The organism is Pantoea sp. FN0307 (genome assembly GCF_050113815.1).
Lineage (GTDB): Bacteria > Pseudomonadota > Gammaproteobacteria > Enterobacterales > Enterobacteriaceae > Mixta > Mixta alhagi.
On record NZ_JBNJSO010000004.1, the window covers coordinates 118,197 to 134,431 of the forward strand.

At 53.9% G+C, this 16,235-nt stretch carries 16 protein-coding genes and 1 riboswitch; of the genes, 12 read left to right on the forward strand and 4 right to left on the reverse strand.

Annotation, left to right across the window (positions count from 1 at the left end):
• Positions 1 to 5: 5 nt before the first annotated feature.
• Positions 6 to 722, reverse strand: a complete 717-nt coding sequence (locus ACQE3Z_RS13270) for an ATP-binding cassette domain-containing protein (protein ID WP_426974147.1) — start codon at positions 720 to 722, stop codon at positions 6 to 8.
• Between the two features lie 913 nt (positions 723 to 1,635).
• Here ACQE3Z_RS13270 and uvrB point away from each other — a divergent pair.
• Positions 1,636 to 3,657, forward strand: coding sequence for an excinuclease ABC subunit UvrB (uvrB, locus tag ACQE3Z_RS13275; protein ID WP_250652165.1), 2,022 nt, complete (start codon positions 1,636 to 1,638; stop codon positions 3,655 to 3,657).
• 103 nt (positions 3,658 to 3,760) lie between these two features.
• Here uvrB and ACQE3Z_RS13280 read toward each other — a convergent pair whose 3' ends face one another.
• Positions 3,761 to 4,669, reverse strand: coding sequence for a gluconeogenesis factor YvcK family protein (locus ACQE3Z_RS13280; protein ID WP_426974148.1), 909 nt, complete (start codon positions 4,667 to 4,669; stop codon positions 3,761 to 3,763).
• 305 nt (positions 4,670 to 4,974) lie between these two features.
• Positions 4,975 to 5,106, forward strand: a riboswitch (molybdenum cofactor riboswitch).
• Between ACQE3Z_RS13280 and moaA the strand changes: the two genes are divergently transcribed.
• The 5 genes from moaA (at position 5,063) to moaE (ending at position 7,795) form a co-directional block, all read left to right on the forward strand.
• Positions 5,063 to 6,082, forward strand: a complete 1,020-nt coding sequence (moaA, locus tag ACQE3Z_RS13285) for a GTP 3',8-cyclase MoaA (protein WP_426974149.1) — start codon at positions 5,063 to 5,065, stop codon at positions 6,080 to 6,082. Its footprint overlaps the riboswitch before it by 44 nt.
• Before the next feature lie 14 nt (positions 6,083 to 6,096).
• Positions 6,097 to 6,612 (forward strand): molybdenum cofactor biosynthesis protein B, encoded by a 516-nt coding sequence (moaB, locus tag ACQE3Z_RS13290; protein WP_250652167.1) that lies wholly within the window; start codon positions 6,097 to 6,099, stop codon positions 6,610 to 6,612.
• Positions 6,613 to 6,614: 2 nt separating this feature from the next.
• The gene (gene moaC, locus ACQE3Z_RS13295) at positions 6,615 to 7,100 is read left to right on the forward strand and encodes a cyclic pyranopterin monophosphate synthase MoaC (protein WP_085067536.1); all 486 of its coding nucleotides are present in this window, start codon (positions 6,615 to 6,617) and stop codon (positions 7,098 to 7,100) included.
• A complete protein-coding gene (gene moaD, locus ACQE3Z_RS13300; RefSeq protein WP_085067535.1) occupies positions 7,093 to 7,338 on the forward strand; it encodes a molybdopterin synthase sulfur carrier subunit in 246 nt (81 codons plus the stop codon). Before moaC ends, moaD begins: the two co-directional genes overlap by 8 nt.
• A gap of 1 nt (position 7,339) precedes the next feature.
• Positions 7,340 to 7,795 (forward strand): molybdopterin synthase catalytic subunit MoaE, encoded by a 456-nt coding sequence (gene moaE, locus ACQE3Z_RS13305; protein WP_426974150.1) that lies wholly within the window; start codon positions 7,340 to 7,342, stop codon positions 7,793 to 7,795.
• On the opposite strand, the gene ACQE3Z_RS13310 is transcribed toward moaE, so the two are convergent.
• Positions 7,789 to 8,586: an OBAP family protein gene (locus ACQE3Z_RS13310; RefSeq protein WP_426974151.1), complete on the reverse strand. Its 798-nt coding sequence runs from the start codon at positions 8,584 to 8,586 to the stop codon at positions 7,789 to 7,791. The two genes, moaE and ACQE3Z_RS13310, sit on opposite strands and share 7 nt — an antisense overlap.
• Positions 8,587 to 8,737: 151 nt before the next feature.
• Between ACQE3Z_RS13310 and ACQE3Z_RS13315 the strand changes: the two genes are divergently transcribed.
• Complete coding sequence (locus ACQE3Z_RS13315; RefSeq protein WP_426974152.1) at positions 8,738 to 9,826, forward strand: DUF1615 domain-containing protein; 1,089 nt, start codon at positions 8,738 to 8,740, stop codon at positions 9,824 to 9,826.
• A 65-nt stretch (positions 9,827 to 9,891) separates the two neighbouring features.
• Here ACQE3Z_RS13315 and ACQE3Z_RS13320 read toward each other — a convergent pair whose 3' ends face one another.
• Positions 9,892 to 11,838, reverse strand: coding sequence for a methyl-accepting chemotaxis protein (locus ACQE3Z_RS13320; RefSeq protein ID WP_426974153.1), 1,947 nt, complete (start codon positions 11,836 to 11,838; stop codon positions 9,892 to 9,894).
• A gap of 205 nt (positions 11,839 to 12,043) precedes the next feature.
• Between ACQE3Z_RS13320 and ACQE3Z_RS13325 the strand changes: the two genes are divergently transcribed.
• The 5 genes from ACQE3Z_RS13325 to chbR all read left to right on the forward strand — a co-directional run bounded on the left by ACQE3Z_RS13325 (position 12,044) and on the right by chbR (position 16,190).
• Entirely contained in the window at positions 12,044 to 12,754 is a 711-nt protein-coding gene (locus ACQE3Z_RS13325; RefSeq protein WP_250652173.1) for a Bax inhibitor-1/YccA family protein, read from the forward strand.
• Between the two features lie 421 nt (positions 12,755 to 13,175).
• A complete protein-coding gene (locus ACQE3Z_RS13330) occupies positions 13,176 to 13,496 on the forward strand; it encodes a PTS sugar transporter subunit IIB (RefSeq protein ID WP_250652174.1) in 321 nt (106 codons plus the stop codon).
• 75 nt (positions 13,497 to 13,571) lie between these two features.
• Positions 13,572 to 14,930, forward strand: coding sequence for a PTS N,N'-diacetylchitobiose transporter subunit IIC (gene chbC / locus ACQE3Z_RS13335; RefSeq protein WP_426974154.1), 1,359 nt, complete (start codon positions 13,572 to 13,574; stop codon positions 14,928 to 14,930).
• 58 nt (positions 14,931 to 14,988) lie between these two features.
• On the forward strand, positions 14,989 to 15,336 hold the full coding sequence (chbA, locus tag ACQE3Z_RS13340) for a PTS N,N'-diacetylchitobiose transporter subunit IIA (RefSeq protein WP_426974155.1): 348 nt from the start codon (positions 14,989 to 14,991) through the stop codon (positions 15,334 to 15,336).
• 14 nt (positions 15,337 to 15,350) lie between these two features.
• Positions 15,351 to 16,190, forward strand: coding sequence for a transcriptional regulator ChbR (gene chbR / locus ACQE3Z_RS13345; protein WP_426974156.1), 840 nt, complete (start codon positions 15,351 to 15,353; stop codon positions 16,188 to 16,190).
• Positions 16,191 to 16,235: the final 45 nt, after the last annotated feature.

Sequence of the window (16,235 nt, forward strand, 5' to 3'; positions counted from 1 at the left end):
CGCGTTTAGCTCACCGCCAGCCATTTATCCACTACCTTTTCATCCAGTTCCGCAACGTGGCCCTGCGCCACGTTGCGTCCACGATGCAGCAGCAAAAAATAGTCCGCTACGCGACGAATAACCGAAACCCGCTGTTCCAGCAGCAGGATCGTCAGGCCGAACTCATGATTCAGTCGATGCAGCAAATTACCGGTTTCCTCCTCCAGCCACGGCGACATGCCTTCGGTTGGTTCATCTAAAATCAGCAGTTGCGGCTGCAGTGCCAGCGCGCGGGCCAGCGCCAGATTCTGCTGCTGCTCCAGGGTCAGATCGCCGCTGCGCTGATGGCGCAGCTGCCACAGCGTGGGAAACAGTTCATAAACCAGCGGCGGAATGGCACTGTGGCGATCCTGCTGACCAGCCAGCAAGGCGATCAGCAGATTCTCCTCCACGCTGAGCTGGGAAAAAATCTGCCGTCCCTGCGGCACATAGCCGATCCCCAGCCGCGCGCGCGTTGCCGCTGGCTGCATCAGTAAATTTTCCGGCGGCGATCCAGCCTGCTGCCATATCATGCTGCCGCTGTTAATCGGCAGGTGGCCCATAATACAGTTTACCAGGGTGGTTTTTCCCATGCCGGGCTGCGCGATGATGCCGGTACAGGTGCCGGGCGGCAGGTCCAGATCCACATCCCACAGGATATGGTTTTTACCGTAAAACTGATTCACCGAACGTAAACGCAGCATCTGATATTCTCCTTCCGTACAGTTCAAATCATTCCGCCGCCTGCCTCAGGTCAGGCAGGTAACAGATGTCGGCGAGGTGATATCACCGCCTTATCCCCTGGAGGCTCAAGGGCCAATCCAGATGGGAGGTTCATGCTTTCTTGCAATCCACAGGCCAAATCATCGAAAACGGGCAGAAGACGGGCTGTTATGGCATGCACAGCAGACGTTGAATGGTCAGAAATACTTAATAATTTAATCGGGTAATAAATGGGCTGCACGCTGACGGTGCCAATGAGACCACGCTTATGGTGCAGAAGAACCACCATAAGGCAGAAAAATTTATTAATAACGGCTTGACGTTTAGGGTAGAAAAATCGCGGTAACGCCGAATAGCAGGCGTTAAACCAGAAAATTCAGGGGCAGGTCAGGCTGAAAAACGCGAAAAAAAAATATTTCATCCGTGTTACAGCCTGGGGCGTAATTTTATCCATCCCCGATGTTGCGGGGCCTGTAAACAGTTATCCACTATTCCTGTGGATAACCATGTGCATTACCGAGTGAAAACAACGTGCAAGCCAGAGCGGGCGCGGCTTTTTCCTGAACTGGCGCGAAACTGGGCTTTATTTATATTTTATTAAATTTCAACATGTTAGTTAAAATCAAGCCTGCTATTGCGTACGCTTTTTTCCGCTATGGCTTTTGCGCTGCGCCTATTGACAAATGTTAAATGCTGCCCGCTGTTGGGGATAACCTTGCGTCTCTTAATATTATCCCCATGTAATGATAAGTCTTTAAATTGTCGCTTTGCCTTTTTCATGGGTATCGGGCAAAATAACTGATTATTTATCCAGTGTCACGCGCTGGAAAAATCATCGAAGCGGAGTAAAATTATCCTCCTGTCCGTGCAATTCTTCAGCAGAGATCATTCCTAATGAGTAAAGCCTTTAAACTTAACTCCGCCTTTCAGCCCTCCGGCGACCAGCCAGAGGCGATACGTCGTCTGAAAGAGGGGCTTGAGGACGGTCTGGCACACCAGACGCTGCTGGGGGTGACCGGCTCCGGGAAAACCTTCACCGTTGCCAACGTGATTGCCGATCTTAACCGGCCAACGATGGTGTTAGCGCCCAACAAAACGCTGGCGGCGCAGCTGTATGGCGAGATGAAAGAATTCTTTCCCGATAATGCCGTCGAGTATTTTGTTTCCTACTACGACTACTATCAGCCTGAAGCCTACGTGCCCAGCTCCGACACCTTTATTGAAAAAGACGCCTCGGTGAACGAACATATCGAGCAGATGCGTCTTTCCGCCACCAAAGCGCTGCTGGAGCGGCGCGATGTGATCGTGGTGGCATCGGTTTCGGCTATTTATGGCCTTGGCGATCCCGATCTGTATCTGAAAATGATGCTGCACCTGTCGCGCGGTATGCTTATCGACCAGCGCAGTATTTTGCGTCGCCTGGCTGAGCTGCAGTACAGCCGTAACGATCAGGCGTTTCAGCGTGGTACTTTCCGCGTACGCGGCGAAGTGATCGATATTTTCCCGGCGGAATCGGACGATCTGGCGCTGCGCGTGGAGCTGTTCGATGAAGAGGTAGAGCGGCTGTCGCTGTTCGATCCGCTGACCGGACAGATAGATTCCGTGGTGCCGCGCTTTACCATCTATCCGAAAACGCACTACGTTACGCCGCGCGAACGTATTTTGCAGGCGATGGAAGAGATCAAACTTGAACTGGCCGACCGGCGTAAAACGCTGCTGGCGAACAACAAGCTGCTGGAAGAGCAGCGCCTGACGCAGCGTACTCAGTTCGATCTGGAGATGATGAATGAGCTGGGCTACTGCTCCGGCATCGAAAACTATTCACGTTATCTCTCCGGGCGCGGGCCGGGCGAGCCGCCGCCGACGCTGTTTGACTATTTGCCTGCGGATGGGCTGCTGGTGGTGGATGAGTCCCACGTTACTATTCCGCAAATCGGCGGCATGTACCGTGGCGACCGGGCGCGCAAAGAGACGCTGGTGGAGTATGGTTTCCGTCTGCCGTCGGCGTTGGATAACCGCCCGATGAAGTTTGAAGAGTTTGAGGCGCTTGCGCCGCAGACCATCTATGTTTCGGCGACGCCGGGCAACTACGAACTGGAAAAATCCGCTGGCGAAGTGATCGATCAGGTGGTGCGTCCTACCGGTCTGCTCGACCCGATTATTGAAGTGCGCCCGGTCGCCACTCAGGTGGACGATCTGCTGTCGGAAATCCGCAAACGCGTTGAGATCAACGAGCGCGTGCTGGTGACCACGCTGACCAAGCGCATGGCGGAGGATTTGACCGAATATCTGGAAGAGCACGGCGAGAAGGTGCGCTATCTGCACTCAGATATTGATACCGTTGAGCGTATGGAAATTATCCGCGATCTGCGTCTGGGCGTATTCAACGTGCTGGTGGGCATCAACCTGTTGCGTGAAGGGCTGGATATGCCGGAAGTGTCGCTGGTGGCGATTCTGGATGCCGATAAAGAGGGCTTCCTGCGTTCTGAACGCTCGCTGATTCAGACCATCGGACGTGCAGCACGTAACGTTAACGGCAAGGCGATCCTTTACGGCGATCGGATTACGCCTTCGATGGCGAAAGCGATTGGCGAAACCGAGCGTCGCCGCGAGAAACAGATCGAGTACAACACTGAGCACGGTATTGTGCCGCAGGGCCTGAACAAGAAAATTACCGATATTCTTGAACTGGGTAAAAGCGCGACCAAAGGGAAAACACGCGGCAAGAGCAGCAATCGTGGCGCTGCTGAGACCGAAGCCAGTTATCTGGCGCTTACGCCGCAGGCGCTGCAGAAAAAGATCCACCAGCTGGAAACGCAGATGCAGCAGCATGCGCAAAACCTGGAGTTCGAAGAAGCCGCCAACGTGCGCGATCAGTTACATCAGCTACGCGAGCTGTTTATCGCTGCTTCGTAAATAATGCGTCCCGAAAAAAGCCGCCGCCTGAACCGCTGCGGCTTTTTTTATGGCCGTGTCAGAAGCCACCGCCCGGAGACGGCTTCGCTGCGGGCGGCGCGCCTTAGCCGAGCGCCTGAAGCGCCTGCTCCAGCGCCAGACGCAGCAGCTGGCGATCGTGACGGTAGGGGATATCCGCCGCTTCCAGTGGCTGTTGCACAATCAGCCGATCCTGAACGCCCTGTACATCCACTCGTGGGCCGACCACCACCGCGTCAATCACCTTTTTACCAATATACTTTTCCATGATCGCCAGCTTATCTTCCAGCCTGAGGCTGGCTGCGGCGGGGCTAAGTTCCCGGCCCAGATTAGCAATAAAAATCAGCGGAGCGGGCGTGCGGCGCAGCGCCTGCGCCATTTCATCCATCAGCAACAGCGGCATCAGGCTGGTAAAAAAGCTGCCGGGTCCGATCAAAATCAGATCGGCTTCGGCAATCGCCTCTATCGCCTCGCGCGTTGGCGCCACGTTGGGATGCAGCATTAAATCCTGCGGTACCCGCGCCAGCGTATCGATTGCCGTTTCGCCGTAAACCATATGACCTTCGCAGTCGGTTGCCATTAAATCCACTGGCTGCTCCGACATAGGGATCAGCATGGCATCCACCTTCAGCATATCGCGTATCAGATTAATCGCCTCCAGCGGGCGCACGCTGAGATGATCGAGCGCTTTCAGCATCAGGTTGCCAAGGTTATGTCCCGACAGCTCGCCATTGCCGGTAAAGCGGTACTCAAACATTGCCGACGCCACACCCGGCTCGGTAATCAGCTGGTTCAGGCAGTTACGCGTATCGCCCCAGGCTATGCCGCCCTCCGATTGTCGGATACGACCGGTAGAGCCACCGTTATCGGTGGTGGTTACGATGCCGGTCAGACGTGAGCCCAGCGAAGCAAGGGCCGACATCACGCGCCCCAGTCCATGTCCGCCGCCCAGGGCCACCACCCGATCCAGATCCGTAAGGGTACGATTACGCATAATTCTCCTGACAATAAGTGACGGTAATCTTAACCGTCGAATTGCCACAGGATAATCGTTTCTCTGGGCGTTTAATACTCTCTGGCCGTAGCAGTACGGCTGTGATTTGCCAAACAACGCGCAAAAATGTGCTATCACAATCATCGTTCGGGCTTCGCTTGTGACTAATTAAAATCATCATGCAGCAAACTGTCGCTATTATGCAGATAAATGCACCGAAGTAGCGATATGTATCTAATTATATAACGAAATTCACCGTGGCATACCCGGACAAATGGCGTTACTATTTGCAGATTCCTGTTTAACAGGCAAAACCACACTCAAGCCTTTGCGCCTACGTCGACAGATAGGGGGCACTGGCCGCAGCCGCGAGCTGCCAGGGTGCAGAAAGAAATGACTGCATCTCCCATTTGGAAAGGTGTTCTGGTGACCCAATTTATTGATTCCTATGCCCGCAAGTTCTATTACTTGCGTTTGTCGATCACGGATGTGTGCAACTTTCGCTGCACCTACTGCCTGCCCGATGGCTATAAGCCGCAGGGCGCGACAAACAAAAGTTTCCTTTCGCTTGATGAGATCCGGCGCGTTACGCGCGCATTTGCCGATGCCGGTACGGAAAAAGTCCGTCTGACCGGCGGCGAACCGAGCCTGCGCCGCGACTTTGTCGACATCATCGCTGCCGTGCGTGAAAACCGGGGGATCCGTCAGCTGGCGGTCACGACCAACGGCTACCGTATGGCGCGCGATGTCGCACGCTGGCGCGATGCAGGCCTGACCTCCATTAACGTTAGCGTCGATAGTCTTGATGCGCGTCAATTCCACGCCATTACCGGTCAGGATAAATTTCACCAGGTCATGCGCGGTATTGACGCAGCCCTGGAGGCCGGTTTCAGCAAAGTGAAAGTCAATAGCGTGCTGATGCGCGATGTTAACCATCACAGCCTGCAAACCTTCCTCGACTGGATTCGCCACCGCCCGATTCAGCTACGCTTTATTGAGCTGATGGAAACCGGGGAGGGTAGCGATCTGTTTCGACGTCACCATATTTCCGGCGAAGTGATCCGCGATCAGCTGATTATGCAGGGCTGGCAGCGCCAGATTCGGGCGCGCAGCGACGGTCCGGCGCAGGTGTTTAGCCATCCTGACTATCAGGGCGAAATCGGCCTGATCATGCCTTATGAACGCGATTTTTGCGCCAGCTGCAATCGCCTGCGGGTATCGGCCACCGGCAATCTGCATCTCTGTTTGTTTGGTGATGGCGGCGTGCCGCTACGCGATCTTCTGGTTTCTGATGCGCAGCAGCCTGAGCTACAGGCGCGCATCGCCGAAAGCCTGGGGCATAAAAAGCAGACGCACTTCCTGCATCAGGGCAACACCGGCATTACGCAGAATCTTTCATTTATCGGCGGTTAAACGCGGAGTAAAGCATGGGCAAAGCCACAATGGAGTTTCAGGCGCTACAGGTTGCGGTACTGACCGTTTCCGATCGCCGCGACGCCTCAGATGATACCTCAGGCGACTATTTACGCGAGGCGGTGACCGAAGCGGGTCATCAGGTGCTCGATCACGCGATTGTTGCAGACAATCTCTACCGCATCCGTGCGGTGGTCTCCAGCTGGATTGCCAGCGATGATATTCAGGTGATCCTGATCAACGGCGGCACCGGCTTTAACAGCAAAAACAGTACGCCGGAAGCGCTGCTGCCGCTGTTTGACCGGGAAATTGAAGGCTTCGGCGAAGTGTTTCGCATGCTGTCATGGGAGGAGATTGGCTCTTCAACTCTGCAGTCACGTGCGGTGGCCGGTCTGGCTAACCAGACGCTGATTTTCGCGATGCCAGGCTCGACCTCTGCCTGCCAGACCGCCTGGGAACGTATTATCTGTGAGCAGCTCGACGCCCGCACGCGCCCCTGCCAGTTTGTATCACATCTGAAAAAATCATAACTATGTCGCAATTAACCCACATTAATGCCGCAGGCGAAGCGCATATGGTTGACGTTTCTGCCAAAGCGGAAACGCTGCGTGAAGCGCGCGCGGAAGCCTGCGTCGTGATGGCGCCCGCCACGCTGCAAATGATCATTGAGGGACGTCATCATAAAGGCGACGTCTTTGCCACCGCCCGTATCGCCGGTATTCAGGCAGCAAAACGCACCTGGGAGCTGATCCCGCTCTGTCATCCGCTGATGCTGAGCAAAGTTGAAGTGGAACTCACCGCCGAGCCGGAAAAAAATCGGGTGCGGATTGAGTCGGTTTGTCGGCTAACCGGCAAAACTGGCGTAGAGATGGAGGCGTTAACCGCCGCGTCCGTAGCTGCGTTGACCATTTACGATATGTGTAAAGCAGTACAGAAAGATATGGTTATTGAGTCAGTGCGCCTGCTGCAGAAAAGCGGCGGCAAATCAGGGGATTTTCAGGCGGTGGATAATGATTAACGTGCTGTTTTTCGCGCAGGTACGCGAACTGGTGGCGACCTCTTCTTTATCGCTGCCGGCGGAATATGCCACGGTAGAAGAGCTACGCGCGGCGCTGGCCGCCCGTGGCGATCGTTGGGATCTGGCGCTGAGCGCGGGCAAACTGCTGGCCTCGGTAAACCAGACGCTGGTATCGCTACAGCATCCGTTACAGGATGGCGACGAGGTCGCTTTCTTTCCGCCGGTCACCGGAGGTTAATATGACGACCCGTATTCGTGTGGGGCAGGCGCCATTCAATATGGCCGAAGAGTATCAGTGGCTCTCCGCCTGCGACCAGGATGGCGCGGTGGTGACCTTTACCGGCAAAGTGCGCAATCACAATCTGGGGGAGCACGTTTCCGCTCTGACGCTGGAGCATTATCCCGGCATGACGGAAAAAGCGCTGGCAGAGATTGTGGAACAGGCGCGCGCGCGCTGGCCGCTGGAACGGGTGAGCGTGATCCATCGCATCGGCGAGCTGTTTCCCGGCGATGAGATTGTTTTTGTCGGCGTTAGCGCGGCGCATCGCGGTGCGGCCTTCGCTTCCGCCGAATTTATCATGGACTATCTGAAAACCCGCGCGCCGTTCTGGAAACGGGAAGCGACGCCCGAAGGCGATCGCTGGGTTGAGGCGCGCCACAGCGACCAGCAGGCGGCCGGACGCTGGGATCAGTGAGGGGTTTTGTGGCGCTTCGTCTGTTCTGAGGTGCCAAATTCCGTACTGCCGTGGGCATGCTCACCGCCGCCCTTGACGCGCTGGAGCTGGATCACCTCACCATCCTGCCAGGCGTTAGCGCCTTTGACTACCGGATGCGCGATGATATCAGCACGCTGCTGGCGCATCTTACGTGTATCAATTCCCATTCGTTCGTCGCGATCTTTCAGCAGGCGCTGATCGAGCTGACCGTCGGCGGTGAAGCCCATCATCAGCGCTGGAATACCAAACGGCAGCGTTTTATCGCGGTCGGTATGCCAGGTGTGCCAGGTTTTACCATAGGTGTTAACCAGTTTGGTCATCAGCGCTTTATCTGCCGTGTCCGGCAGTCCCGGTGCCACCAGCGTGCCCGATTTCACCTCATAGCTGTGGCTGTGCCAGAGCTTTTTCTCTTCCGGCGGCAGCGTTTTGTACAGCCGCTCGCTGATAATATATTCCACGCCCATTAAACGGGCATCGCGTGTGTTGCCGTCATAAATCAGCGCCTGCATTACATCATCATTCAGGATAGTGACGTAGTGGTGCGCTTCCATCTGACCATCTTTGTCGCCGTTGTAAAAATGAAAGCCGTCGAGATAGGCGTTAATGGCATCAATCGGCGGGCGTGACTGCATTGCGGCGGCGCCGGTATCCAGCAGCTTCATTTTTGTTGAAGTCGGCGCGCCGGGAGTGTTCACCTGCGCCGGGGTATTATTGCCGCCGCAGCCAGCCAGCATCAGCGCTGCGACCACCGGTAACCATGAGGTTTTCATTGATAACTCCTGTAATAACAATTAACAAAACTTAACGTTAGCGTAAAACTGAGAAATGGGAAGGCGAGGGGGCTATGAATGAAAGCGGTGCTGGCATTTCGCTGCGGCAGTGGTTAAGGTGCGCTTATCTTCAAAAACGATAAGGACAGGTATGTCATCTCAGTTACTTCGCCTTATGCCGCTGGTTGCGCTGCTGGCGCTGGCGGGCTGTACCAGCAAACAGAAAGAGACGCCGCAGCAAACGCCGCAGCAGATGCAGGCGCGCATTACCGCGTTAATGCCGGGGCATGTGCGGCAAAAAGCGGACTGGTCCAGTGATATGGCCACTGCTTTTCGTACCCAGCAGATCGAGGCCAGCGACAGCAATATTTGCGCCGTGATTGCCGTAGCCGATCAGGAAACCAATTTTAACGCCGATTCACCGGTGCCCGGCCTGCCAAAAATTGCCTGGGGCGAGATCAACAAACGGGCGGCACGGCTGCATATTCCCGCCTTTCTGGTCCGTACCGCGCTGCTGATTAAATCGCCCAACGGGCGTAGCTATGCCGATCGGCTGGACAGCGTGCGTACAGAAAAAGAGCTGAGCGCCATTTTTGATGACTTTATTAATATGGTACCGATGGGGCAGACGCTGTTTGGCAACCTGAACCCAATTCATACCGGCGGCCCGATGCAGGTAAGTATCGCCTTTGCTGAGGCGAATGCGCGAGGCTATCCGTGGCCGGTGGAAACCTCCATCCGGCAGGAAGTCTTTACTGGTCATGGCGGCATCTGGTTTGGCGTTAAACACCTGCTGGGCTATCCAGCTAATTACAGCACGCCGCTGTACCGTTTCGCCGACTTTAACGCAGGCTGGTACGCCAGCCGCAATGCAGCATTTCAGGCAGCGGTGGCGCGCACTACCGGCATGAAGCTGGCGCTGGACGGCGATCTGATTATCTATGGCTCCGATAAGGCGGGTGCAACAGAACTGGCGGTACGCACGCTGGCGGGGCAAATCGATATGAGCCCTCGGGCGATCCGTCGCGATTTAGAAAAGGGCGATAAGCTGGAGTTTGAAAAAAGCGAACTGTGGAAGCAGGTCTTCGCGCTGGCCGATAAACAGGCCGGGCGCCGAATGCCGCGTGAAATGCTGCCCGGCATCCGTCTGGAAAGCCCGAAAATCACCCGCAACCTCACTACCGCCTGGTTTGCCCAGCGGGTCAACAGCCGCTATCAGCAATGCATGGCGCGGCGTTAAAAAAATGCCCGTGACGTTAATCCATCACGGGCGGGCCGTTTTGTTATAAGGGATTATGCTCTGGCTTAGCGCTGCTGCTCCAGCTGGAAGGTGGAAACCGTATCGGCCAGCTGGCGCGCCTGATCTTCCAGCGAGGCGGCGGCAGCCGACATTTGCTGCACCAGCGCGGCGTTTTGCTGCGTAACGCCATCCATCTCATTGACCGCCACGCTGACCTGACTGATGCCCTGCGACTGCTCATCGGAAGCATTAACGATTTCGTCGATAATCGATTGCACCGCCGCCACGGACTCGGTCATGGTTTTCATGGTTTTGCCGGTCTCATTCACCAGCGAGACGCCGGTGCTGACCCGTGACGAGGACTCGTCGATCAGCGCGGTGATCTCTTTTACCGCATTGGCGGAACGCTGCGCCAGATTACGCACTTCAGAAGCCACTACTGCAAAGCCGCGTCCCTGTTCACCGGCGCGCGCCGCCTCTACTGCTGCGTTCAACGCCAGAATATTGGTCTGAAAAGCGATGCTGCTGATCAGGCTGGTGATATCACCAATTTTGCGCGAGCTTTCGTCAATCTGCGCCATGATCTCTACCACCTGCTGTACCAGCGCCTCGCCGCGTCCGGCTATTGCCGTGGCGTTGTCGGTCAGCTCCGTGGCCTGGTGCGCGTTATCGGCATTCAGCTTCACCGTGGCGGTTAGCTCCTCCATGCTGGCTGCCGTCTCCTGTAGCGCGGAAGCCTGCTGCTCAGTGCGTGCAGAGAGATCGAGGTTGCCGCTGGCGATTTCGCTTGCGCCGCTGCGTACCGAGGCACTGGCGGTCATGATCTCGCTCACCATGCTACGCAGCTGCTGTTGCATGGTTTGCATGGCGTAAAAAATACTTTGCTGATCTTTCGCCTGCACATTGATGGTGCGGCTTAAATCGCCTTGTGCAACCGCCAGAGCAAGGCTTGCTGCTTCGGCCGGTTCGCCGCCAACGGGACGTGCGATTTTACGACTGAAGATCAGGCCCAGCACGCCGCAGACCACCACAATGCTGACCAGCATCAACACCAGTGCCCAGATAAGCTGACGGTTAGCGGCGGCCATGACATCACTGACTGGTGCGACAATCGCCAGCTGCCATGGCGTTTCGCTGTTACCGATATGGATTGGTTGCCAGCTAATAAACGTGGCTTCCTTCAGAAACGTATCCTGATATTCATGTACCGTGAGGTTTCCACCTTTTTCTCCCTGCCAGGCTTTGCCTGCCAGCGATGCATCGGGGCTGGCGATTACTTTACCCTGATGCGACAGCAGCATCGCATAACCTTTGCCCTGCCACGGCTTGATGGCACCAATCACTTTTTGCAGTGTCTCCAGCGAGAAGTCAGCGGTGACCACACCTTTGAACTGACCATCCTTGATGATCGGCGCGGCAACCGACGTCAGCATCACCTCTACGCCGTTATAGGGATAATGATAAGGTTCAAGGATCACATCTTTCATGCGCTGACGCGGCAGCAGGTAATAATCACCAATACCCGGCTTCTCATAGTCCACCAGGTTATGGAGCGCGAGCTGACCCTCACTGTTGCGATCGGTATAGCGTGCATAGCGACCGGTAGCATCCTGGTCCGGCTGGCCTGCAAATTCCGCATCTCTGCCGTCAAACGCGTTGGGTTCAAAGGCCAGTGCGACTGAAAGGTAATCCTGATGCGAACCCAGCGTAGCGGTCAGCATACGATCCAGCGCCCGGCGCTCCGGCACGCCCGCCTCTTTTAAGCTCCAGCTGTCATTACCCAATGCACGCGCAGTGTGTAATGCCTCGTCGAGCTTGTTTTGCACCTGTTGCGCGTTGGCCCTGGCGATTTGCTGCAGGTAATCCTGCGCCAGCTGGCGCTGCTGATCGCGTGACTGGCTACTGAGTAAGCCGATAGTGAGAATAAACCCGAGGGAGATGGTAATGACGCCGGTTAGCAGCATCAGGGTCTGGGTGCGCATTTTGCGCCGACTGGCAGATAAAGTGGTCATGTCATTCCCCGGAAAAGTAAAAAATTAAAATAACCTCCTGTCAGTGAGTGTCCTTCTGTACAGCTTATCGGCAATAAATTAATAAAGTTGAGTGATGATTACATATACTTACTTTATCCGTTGCGTTTATTAGCGAGATATGCATAGTTCGTCAAATCTATGCCACACTTGAGAGACCTGTTACTTCACATAATTAGGGGGATCAATGAATCGATTTCCACACTCGCAAGAGACTATCGTGCAGCGCGCCGGTACCGGCCTGCAAACTTACATGGCGCAGGTTTATGGCTGGATGACTTGTGGTCTGCTGCTGACTGCCTTTATTTCCTGGTATGCGGCGAATACACCTGCGGTAATGGAGCTGGTATTCGCCAATCGCATTACGTTTTTTGGGCTGATCATTGCGCAACTGGCGGTGGTGTTTGTGCTTTCAGGCATGGTGCATAAGCTTAGTGGTGCGGTGGCCACCGCGCTGTTTATGCTCTATTCAGCAATGACCGGTTTAACCCTGGCCAGTATTTTTCTGGTGTATACCTATTCATCTATCGCCAGCACCTTTTTTGTCACCGCCGGGATGTTCGGTGCCATGAGCTTTTGGGGCTACACCACCAAACGCGATCTCAGCAAAATGGGCAGCATTTTATTTATGGCGCTGATTGGCCTGCTGCTGGCTTCGCTGGTTAACTTCTGGCTGAAAAGCCCGGCGCTGATGTGGGCGATTACCTATATTGGCGTGTTGGTGTTTGTCGGCCTGACCGCCTATGACACGCAAAAGCTAAAGGCAATAGGAGAAAATATTGATACGCGTGATAAAGAGAACCTGCGCCGCTATTCAATTATGGGCGCGTTAACGCTCTATCTGGACTTTATCAACCTGTTCCTGATGCTGCTGCGCATCTTTGGCAACCGTCGCTAGAGGTATGCTGCGCATCTTTCACAATCGCCACCAGGGCATGTTGCGCATCTGCGACAACCGTCGGCAGAGCAGCACCAGACCCGCACCCAGGCCAGAGCCCCTTGTAGAGTCACCTCTCTGCAGGTAAACAAAGCACCGAAAGATCCCGTTTTCGGTGCTTTGTTTTTTGGTGAAAAAGCAGAGCTGCAAGAGGCACCTTCATGCCGGCTATTATTTCGCTAAAATGTGAAGAGAGTCATAAGGCCAGGTCAAGCAGAGACAATTTTCCGTGGCCGATAAATATTCCCTCCTTAAGTGATGTCGTATACTCCTCTCAGGCAATGAAATGCTTATTTATTGTTTAACGCTTGTTCCGTTAGATTAACAGGCAAAGAGGCGCTTCTTCGAATCAGTGATTTATTCGGGATATAAGGATTTTGTTATGGGAAAGAAAACGATTTACTTGTTTTGTTCCGCTGGAATGTCTACTTCGTTGCTTGTTTCTAAAATGAAAGCGCAGGCGCTGAAATATGAGGTCCCGGTCATCATTGAAGCATTCCCGGAGTCGCTGGCGGCTGAAAAAGCTCCCGAGGCGGATCTTATTCTGTTGGGGCCGCAAATAGCCTGGATGCTGAAGGATATTCAAAAAATCGTGCCAGAGAAACCGGTTGAGGTTATTGATTCAGCGCTGTATGGAAAAATAGATGGATTAGGCGTATTAAAATCGGCCGTCGCCGCAATAAAAAAAGCAGCCGGAAATTAAAGCAGGTTTATTTTTTCGTCAAAGAGACTCTTTCCACGCCTGGCCGCCAGACTGGCGGCATAAAAGGAAAATAAAATGAGTAAACTCATTGATTCACTTGAAAGGGTGCTGCTTCCCTGCGCCATAAAACTGGGGAAGCAGCCGCATGTTAACGCCATTAAAAACGGATTTATTAAACTGATGCCGCTGACCCTGGTCGGAGCGATGTTTGTTCTTATTAATAACGTATTTCTGAGCTTTGGCGCTGGCTCATTTTTTTATTCCCTGGGAATTCGCCTGGATCCGGCAACCATTGAAACGCTAAATGGATTAAAAAGCATCGGCGGCAACGTTTATAACGGCACGCTGGGCATTATGTCGTTAATGGCGCCTTTTTTTATCGGCGGCGCGCTGGCGGAAGAGCGTAAAGTTGATATGCTGGCGGCAGGCGTGCTGGCCGTAGCCGCCTTTATGACCGTCACACCCTATAACGCAGGGGACGCCTATGCCGTTGGGGCAAACTGGCTGGGCGGCGCTAATATTATTTCCGGCATTGTCATTGGTTTGATTACGGCTGAAATGTTTGCCTTTATTATCCGGCGCAACTGGGTGATTACGCTACCGGAAAGCGTACCTGAATCCGTATCCCGTTCATTCTCGGCGTTGATTCCCGGTTTTATTATCCTCTCTGTTTTCGGCATTGTTTCGTGGGTGCTGGCACTATCCGGCAGCAATTTCCATCAAATTATTATCGACTCCATCTCTACGCCATTGGCCTCAATGGGCGCGGTGGTTGGCTGGACCTACGTTATCTTCACCTCGCTGCTGTGGTTCTTTGGCGTGCATGGCTCGCTGGCGCTGGCGGCGCTGGACAGCGGTATTATGACCCCGTGGGCGCTGGAGAATGTCGCCATCTACACCCAATATGGTTCGGTCGAGGCGGCGCTGGCTGCTGGTAAAACCTTTCATGTCTGGGCCAAACCCATGCTCGATTCCTATATTTTTCTTGGCGGCACCGGCGCCACGCTGGGCTTGATTATCGCTATTCTTATCGGCTCGCGACGTGACGATCATCGTCAGGTGGCAAAACTGGCGCTTCCTTCCGGCATCTTCCAGATCAACGAGCCCGTGCTTTTCGGCCTGCCGATTATCATGAACCCGGTGATGTTTATCCCCTTTATGTTGGTCCAGCCCGTGCTGGCGGCGATAACGCTGGCTGCATATTACTTAGGGATCATTCCGCCCATTACCAATATCGCGCCCTGGACCATGCCAACCGGCCTTGGCGCCTTCTTTAATACCAACGGAAGTATTGCGGCTCTGCTGCTGGCGCTGTTCAACCTGTGCATCGCCACGCTGATCTATCTGCCTTTCGTGGTGATTTCCAACAAAGCCAACAGCGCTATTGCCCAGCAAGAGAGCGAAGAAGATATCGCTAAGGCGTTGAAATTTTGATTACCGGGGCTGAAACCCTTTCAGCCCGCGTTAACTCCCTTAATGTTGCGAGGTAAACATGTTTAATCTGGATAATCAGGCTGAAGCCGCACAGCAAACCGAGGAGCTGGAAGAGGTGGTGATGGGGTTAATCATCAACGCCGGGCAGGCCCGCAGTCAGGCCTACGCCGCCCTGAAACAGGCAAAAGCGGGAAACTTTGCACAGGCGCAGGCGCTGATGACATCGTCCCGTCTGGCGCTAAATGAGGCGCACCGCATACAAACCCGGCTGATTGAAGAGGATCAGGGCACCGGTAAAACCCACCTTAGCCTGATCCTGGTGCATGCGCAGGATCATCTGATGACCTCAATGCTGGCGCGTGAGCTTGTGACGGAACTCATTGAGCTGCATGAAAAAATAAAATAACGTGTGGAGTCACAATGATGCAGCCACGGGTATTGAGTATGGAGATTAAAACGGCGCATGAAAGCCAACTGTTTGACGGCCAAAATTTTCATGTGTTTATCTACAACAAAACCGAAAGCATCTCCGGGCTGCATGAGCATGACTATTATGAATTCACCGTGGTGCTTACCGGACGTTATTATCAGGAGATAAACGGCAAAAGGGTGCTGTTAGAGCGGGGCGACTTTGTTTTTATTCCGTTGGGTTCAAACCATCAGAGCTTTTATGAGTTTGGTGCTGCCAGAATATTAAATGTCGGCATCAGCAAGGCCTTTTTCGATCGCCACTATTTGCGCCTGCTGCCGCCTCATTTTGTCGCTTCGCAGGTTTATCAGATCAAAAGCGAGTTTCTTAACTATATCGAAACCATGGTTTCTTCGCTCAACTTCAGAAACGGCGAGTTTAATGAGTTTCTGGAGATGGTAACCTTTTATATTGTCAACCGGCTGCGGCATTACCGCGAAACGGAAGCGATAACGCATATTCCACCCTGGCTGGAGACCACGGTTGAGAAAATGCATGATAAAGCCTGGTTCGGCGATAATGCGCTGGCAAATATGGTAGCGATCTCCGGAAAGTCGCAGGAGTATTTAAATCGCGCCACACAGCGTTATTATGGCAAGACGCCAATGCAAATCATTAATGAGATACGTATCGACTTTGCGAAAAAACAACTTGAAATAACCAACTACTCGGTAACGGATATCGCTTTTGAGTCTGGATATAGCAGCCCAAGCCTGTTTATTAAAAATTTCAAACGGCTAACCTCTTTTACGCCGAAGCATTACCGAAAACAGCTGTGCCGTATGAATTAGCCTGGCGCTAACCGTCTCAGGCTGGATTCAAATATTTATTTGCTG